At 60.2% G+C, this 6,593-nt stretch carries 4 protein-coding genes; all 4 read left to right on the forward strand.

Features of this window, described 5'->3' with window-relative positions; genetic code table 11:
- The first annotated feature begins 22 nt into the window (after positions 1–22).
- The 4 genes from NTCA1_RS15175 (at position 23) to NTCA1_RS15190 (ending at position 6,142) form a co-directional block, all read left to right on the forward strand.
- Positions 23–1,273 (forward strand): cyclopropane-fatty-acyl-phospholipid synthase family protein, encoded by a 1,251-nt coding sequence (locus tag NTCA1_RS15175; RefSeq protein WP_159831112.1) that lies wholly within the window; start codon positions 23–25, stop codon positions 1,271–1,273.
- 89 nt (positions 1,274–1,362) lie between these two features.
- Positions 1,363–2,583: an argininosuccinate synthase gene (locus NTCA1_RS15180; RefSeq protein WP_159831113.1), complete on the forward strand. Its 1,221-nt coding sequence runs from the start codon at positions 1,363–1,365 to the stop codon at positions 2,581–2,583.
- 128 nt (positions 2,584–2,711) lie between these two features.
- Positions 2,712–3,263 carry a septal ring lytic transglycosylase RlpA family protein gene (locus tag NTCA1_RS15185; RefSeq protein WP_236549349.1) on the forward strand — a complete coding sequence of 184 codons (552 nt, stop codon included), beginning with the start codon at positions 2,712–2,714 and terminating at the stop codon, positions 3,261–3,263.
- Between the two features lie 1,409 nt (positions 3,264–4,672).
- Positions 4,673–6,142 (forward strand): P-loop ATPase, Sll1717 family, encoded by a 1,470-nt coding sequence (locus tag NTCA1_RS15190; RefSeq protein ID WP_159831114.1) that lies wholly within the window; start codon positions 4,673–4,675, stop codon positions 6,140–6,142.
- The last annotated feature ends 451 nt before the right edge of the window (positions 6,143–6,593 follow it).

The raw sequence follows: 6,593 nt of genomic DNA on the forward strand, positions 1-6,593 counted from the left end.
AAGCGCCCTTCACAAATGGTTGATGGCAATGGGAATTCTCGATCGCTTCCTTCAGCGCGGCATCCGTCAGGGCGTGTTGGAGGTTGTCCGCCCGGATGGCAGCGTGAAACGCTTCGGCACCCCCACGGCGGGCTTCCCCGAAGTGCGCATCCGCTTCACCGACAAGGCCGGTGAACGGCGCATCCTCACCGACCCCCGGCTCGGCGCGGCGGAAGCCTTCATGGACGGCCAGCTCGTCATCGAACAGGGCGACATCATGGAGATGGTCGAACTGATCCGCGCCAACGCCAAGTGGGACAAGGGCGGCGAGCTTCACGAACAGACCCCGCTCAAGAAGCTGAAGGGCAAGGTCGTCACGCTCGTGGACGGCATCAACAAGGCGGCAAGCGCCAAGAAGAACATCGCCCATCACTACGATATCGGCAACGAACTCTACAACTTGTTCCTCGATATCGAGCACATGCAGTATTCCTGCGCCTATTGGCCAGATCCGGCCACCATGACGCTGGAACAGGCCCAGACCGCCAAGCTCGCGCATATCGCCGCCAAGCTGGCCCTCGAACCGGGCCAGCGCGTGCTCGACATCGGCTGCGGCTGGGGCGGCATGGCGATCTATCTGGCCAAGCATGCCGGTGTCGCCGTGCTCGGCATCACCCTCAGCGAAGAACAACTCGCCCTGGCCCGCGAACGGGCCGAAGCGGCAGGCGTTGCCGACAAGGTCACGTTCGAACTCGTCGATTATCGCGATCTCGCCGCACGCGGCGCCAAGTTCGACCGGATCGTCTCGGTGGGCATGTTCGAACATGTCGGCCAGGCGCAGTTCGGCCAGTTCTTCAAGGCGGCAGGCAACCTGCTGACCGACGACGGCGTGATGCTGCTGCACACGATCGGCCGGATGGGCGGCCCCGGCTCGACCGACGCCTTCACGCGCAAGTACATCTTCCCCGGCGGCTACATCCCCGCCCTCAGCGAGACCGTGGCGGCCAGCGAGAAATTCCGCCTGATCGCCGCCGATGTCGAGAACCTGCGCCTCCATTACGCCCTCACCTTGCGCGAATGGTACAAGCGCTGCGTCGCCAACCGGGAAGCGATCGTGCGCCTGATGGACGAGCGGTTCTACCGCATGTGGATCTTCTACCTGGCCGGCGCGACCGCCGCCTTCGAAAGCGGCAGCATGTGCAACTACCAGATCCAGTACACCCGCAGCCGCCATGCCCTGCCCATCACCCGCGACTACATGGCAGTGGCCGAGGCCGCGCTGCTGGGCGAATAACCCCGCAGCTTTCCTTCATTGCGCAAGGGGGCGCGTGCTGATAGGCGCGCGTCCCGAATCCAATGCCCATTCCTGCGGAGCCTGCGTCCATGTCCGACAGCATCAAGAAGGTCGTCCTCGCCTACTCCGGCGGCCTCGACACCAGCGTCATCCTCAAGTGGCTTCAGGTCACCTACAACTGCGAAGTCGTGACCTTCACCGCCGACCTCGGCCAGGGTGAGGAACTCGAACCCGCCCGCGCCAAGGCCAAGCTGATGGGCCTGCCGGACGAGAACATCTATATCGACGACCTGCGCGAGGAATTCGTGCGCGACTTCGTCTTCCCGATGATGCGTGCCAACGCCCGCTACGAAGGCGACTACCTGCTCGGCACCTCGATCGCCCGCCCGCTGATCTCCAAGCGCCTGATCGAGATCGCGCACGAGACCGGCGCCGACGCGGTTGCCCACGGCGCCACCGGCAAGGGCAACGACCAGGTCCGCTTCGAACTCTCGGCCTACGCCCTCGATCCCAACATCAAGGTCATCGCCCCCTGGCGCGAGTGGGACCTGACCAGCCGCACCGCCCTGATCGCCTGGGCAGAGCAGCACCAGATCCCCGTCCCCAAGGATAAGCGCGGCGAAAGCCCCTTCTCGACCGACGCCAACCTCCTCCACACCTCGTCCGAAGGCAAGGTTCTGGAAGATCCGTGGGAAGAGACCCCCGACTACGTCTACTCGCGCACCGTCAACCCGGAAGACGCGCCGGACGCGCCGGAATACATCACCATCGACTTCGAAAAGGGTGACGGCGTCGCGCTCAACGGCGTGGCCATGAGCCCCGCGTCGCTGCTCACCGCGCTCAACGAGCTGGGCCGCAAGCACGGCATCGGCCGCCTCGACCTGGTCGAGAACCGCTTCGTCGGCATGAAGTCGCGCGGCATGTACGAGACGCCGGGCGGCGAGATCTACGCCCGCGCCCATCGCGGCATCGAGCAGATCACGCTCGACCGCGGCGCCGCGCACCTCAAGGACGAGCTGATGCCGAAGTATGCGGAGCTCATCTACAACGGCTTCTGGTTCGCCCCCGAGCGCGAGATGCTCCAGGCCGCGATCGACCACTCGCAGCTTCGCGTGAACGGCACCGTTCGCCTCAAGCTCTACAAGGGCAATGCCTCGGTCGTCGGCCGCAAGTCGCCGGACTCGCTCTACTCCGAACGCCACGTCACGTTCGAGGACGATGCCGGTGCCTACGACCAGAAGGACGCCGCCGGTTTCATCAAGCTGAACGCCCTGCGACTCCGCCTGCTCGCCCAACGCGACGCCAAGTAAGCGGGTCGGATTCGGCCCTCCGAATCCTTTCAATGCGTTAACGACATAGGGCGGCCCGTTGCCAAAGTGCGACGGGCCGCTTTTGCATGGGTCCCCTTGGCGACGAACTGCCTGTAGGACTCCTCGCCATGACGGGGAAGCACAACCAACCGCATAAAGCCCAGCGCCTTGCGCGCATCGGCTTTGCTCTTGCCACCGCTGCCATGCTGGTAGCGCCTGCCTCCTCGGCTGTTGCCGAGTCGAAGCTGGCGCCCGCAAAGGCAACCGAGGCCACTGCACCGGCCCCCGCCGCCGTCATCGCAACAACCGCAAGCCCCGCTCCCGTCGCCGCCATTCCGCAGGCGCTTGAGCAGGAAGCCCAGGAATTCGAGGCCATCAAGGGCGGCACCGCTAGCTTCTACGGCCGCGAACTGCGCGGCAACCGCACCGCCAGCGGCGAGCGCTTCAACCCGGACGACCTCACCGCCGCCCATCCCTCGCTGCCCTTCGGCACCATGCTGCGCGTCACCAACCCGCGCAACGGGGACTCGGTGATGGTCCGCGTCAACGACCGCGGCCCGTTCCATTCCAACCGCGTGATCGACCTCTCCGAGGCCGCCGCGAAGGAAATCGGCATCGCCCGCATGGGCTCCGGCAAAGTCGAACTCGCCGTTCTTTCGGACGGCACCAGCGACGAATAACCTACGAAGTTCTCTGAAAAAAGAGAAGGCCGACCCGGTAACGGAGGGGGTGGGGAAGCACCGCGCCGACCTTCACTCATGATAACCGCGCAGGCCCCATCGGGTTCCCGGCCCTGTTCGACTTGACACGCTTTACACGGTCCTGAACCGAAAAAGCCGTCCCCCGAACAGCCTGCCAGCGACTTGAACTCCATCGGCGGCAAATCCTCGCTCTCGTCCGCGCCCCCGGCTCCGGCCTCCGCCGCCAGCACCGCATCGACCACCCCTTCCGCGCGGTCGCACCAGCCATCCCAGTCCCGCGCCGAGGCCTCGCGCCAGAAGGTGACGTAAGGCACCGGCTCGTCCTCCGGCCCCGCCTCGCCCCGCGCGACGGCCCTGCTCCACGCCCGGTCCGCCTCGTCCTGCAACAAGGCCCCCGCCTTCTCGGCATAGACCCCGCGCGCCGGAGGCAGCACCGCCGCCTCCCGCCCCGGCAGCGAGAGCAACTCGTCCGGCCCCTCCCCCGCCACGCAGGCGAGCACCTCGTCGAACCGCTCCGCCAGGTCGCCGACGCGCTCCCCCGGAGCCCCCGTGCCCGCCTCCACCGCCCGGTCGAGCCGCGCCAGATGCGCCAGCAGCAACCGCGCGTCATAGCGCCGCCGCACCGCCACCTGCTCGCCGTGATAGAAGACCGGCTCCTCCACCCCGTCCAGAGCCCGCGTCGCCAGCACTTCCTCGACATGCCGCCGCGCCAGCACCAGCGCCGCCTCCCACGCCTTCGCAAAAGTCCTGTCCCGCCGCCGCAACAAGTAGGCCGACTGCCGCGACATCCCCACCACCGCCGCCGCCGCCCGCACGTCGCCCCTGCCGGAGAGATGATGCAGAAACCGAACCCTCCGCGCGGGCGTCCACCCCCATTCCTCCCCCACCGGGGGAGGGGGACCATCCAAGGGATGGTGGAGGGGCACGCGCGCGTCACCCGAGCCCTAAGAAGAACAGCAGGAAAACAAGATGCGAGGGCCATCGCCCTCGCGCTCCCCGACCTTTTCCCCCGCGCCCCGCCGCACCGGAGCGCCCTCCCCGAGAGCCGCCTCACGCCCCCCGCGCAAAATGGACTCCCCCGGCAACCCGATATCCCGAGACGCCGGAATCCACCCCCGCCCGGCAGCGGTGGGATAGGAAGAGTTCGAATGGTCGGACATGGTTCACCCCCGGAGATTGGAGCCAAAGCCCCGACGCCTGTGCGTCGGGGTGAACCGGATCATTTATCGCATGTTGGGGGATGTAGGAAAGTGAGACAGCTTCAAGCGAAAAATGACAGAGCTTGTTTGCAAAATCGCTAGAGTTGACTCGGCTTCGATCACGTATGAGATTGAATCAAAAGCATCCTACCAGCGGTTTTCCCCGCAAACGTAAACCGAGACCTTAAAATGACCATTCAACTAGACCTTTCAGACGAAACCCTATTCGGTAACGATGCGGGTGAAGACGAAAGTCCGGAAATTCTCGCCTCTTATTTTATAGACCAAGAAAATTTCACTAGGTTTCTAAAACCTACTGTCAAACTATCAATCGCAAGAGCAAAGAAAGGAATGGGCAAGTCAGCCCTCATTTCCAAATTTGCTTATGATCGAGCCCAGGACGGTGAAGAAATCATCGTTAAATTAGTTGGATCACAATTAATTGGTGATTCAATTCCAATATTTTCGACTTTTTTGGAGGCCCAATCCTATTGGGTTCGTCAGATTTGCTCACGCATAAATGCTGCTCTTGGGGCGAAAATTGGTTTTGCCTTCAGCGACACGACCATGGCTCTCGTAGAATCCGCCGAGATTACGGGACTTCGCGAGAGATCCCTTGCCGGAGCATTATTAAGCAGAATTAAATCGAAAAACATTCCTATAGAAATAACCTCAACAAAGGAACCAGATCCAGCCACTCTTCTCTCACGAGCGATGGAAAAATTCTCCGATAAAACGGTATGGCTTCTCGTTGATGATATAGATTCTACATTTAAAAACGATGACCGAAATCGTGTATCCGTATCCGCCTTCTTTTCGGCACTCAGATACATATCAAACAACATGGCCGGAGTAGTCACCAGAAGTTCTGTTCGATCCGACGTGTGGGCAAATATTCGTGAAATAGAAGACCTTGATAAATCCGAACAATATATGACCGATATTGTATGGACAAGATTACAACTCCAGCACATGCTTTCGAAAAAGATTTGGGCATGGATTAATCGCAATAAGCCTTTTTCAATCGAGGCAAAGCTAGACCCTGTAAATGATAATGATCAAGTTCTTGAGTTAGCATTTGCAAGACGAATTAAATGGGGCACAAACATGACTCCCCCCTTTCAGCCCGTTAACATTTTATCGGCCGGACGACCGCGCTGGATGGCACAACTCTGCCGAATGGCCGGAGAGCACGCGCACAGCCGGAAATCAAAAATACAAGCCACAGATATAAATAAAGTAATGACTGATTTCGCACGCTATCGTCTGAATGACTTAATTAAAGAACATAAACATCAATTCGAAAAACTAGAACAACTTGTTCGAATATTTGCAAATTCCCCCTCGAGATATAAAGCAAAAGAATTAAACAAAAAGATACTGGACGATTTTGTGCTTAGGGTTGGCATTCCCAACATCCCAAAAATAAATGAAGAGGAGTATAAATCCCCTTTGCAATTAGCAGACATGCTTTTCCAGACGGGATTTATAGTGGCTAGGTATGGCGAAAGCGATAGAGCCAATCTAGTTGAATTTAGAACATATACTGATGAGCCAGAACTTTTAAAATATGGAATGCCTAGATCCGAAGAACTGAACTTTGAAATATATCCATCCTATCGAGTTGCCTCGCAGCCATCGCGAAGAAGGGTCGTGTAAATTCAAATTTTTATAAATAAATTAGTTTTGGGAGCGCGAGAGCGATAGCCCTCGCATTTTCTCCCTTTTCTTCTTCGCGCCTCCGCGCGAGCCCTCTTTCTGGCCGAGCGTTCTCCCAGCTTTCGATGGGATAGCAAAGGGACGCCGGTTCGTTGTGACAATTTGAGGGAGGTCTTTGCGGCATGGCCTTTCCTCCTTACGCTCGTCGCCCCCGCGAAGGCGGGAGTCCCGCTTTTTTTGCGGTTTGTGCTGAGGGGGCGGTTTTGCGCGGCTTCTCTGCGTCTCCGCGTCTCTGCGTGCTTTACAAGGAAGCGGGGTCCCCGCCTTCGCGGGGGCGACGGGGTGTGGCGGGAGGGCGCGGGTGAGAAAAACCGGGGCTGCCCGCCGCACCGTAAGCGGTAAAAATCCTCCACGTTGCGGTTGAACCGCCGCGGCAGGTTTGGCGATGTAA

Origin of the sequence: Novosphingobium sp. TCA1, assembly GCF_009811895.1 — a bacterium.
Classification (GTDB): Bacteria; Pseudomonadota; Alphaproteobacteria; order Sphingomonadales; family Sphingomonadaceae; genus Novosphingobium; species Novosphingobium panipatense_A.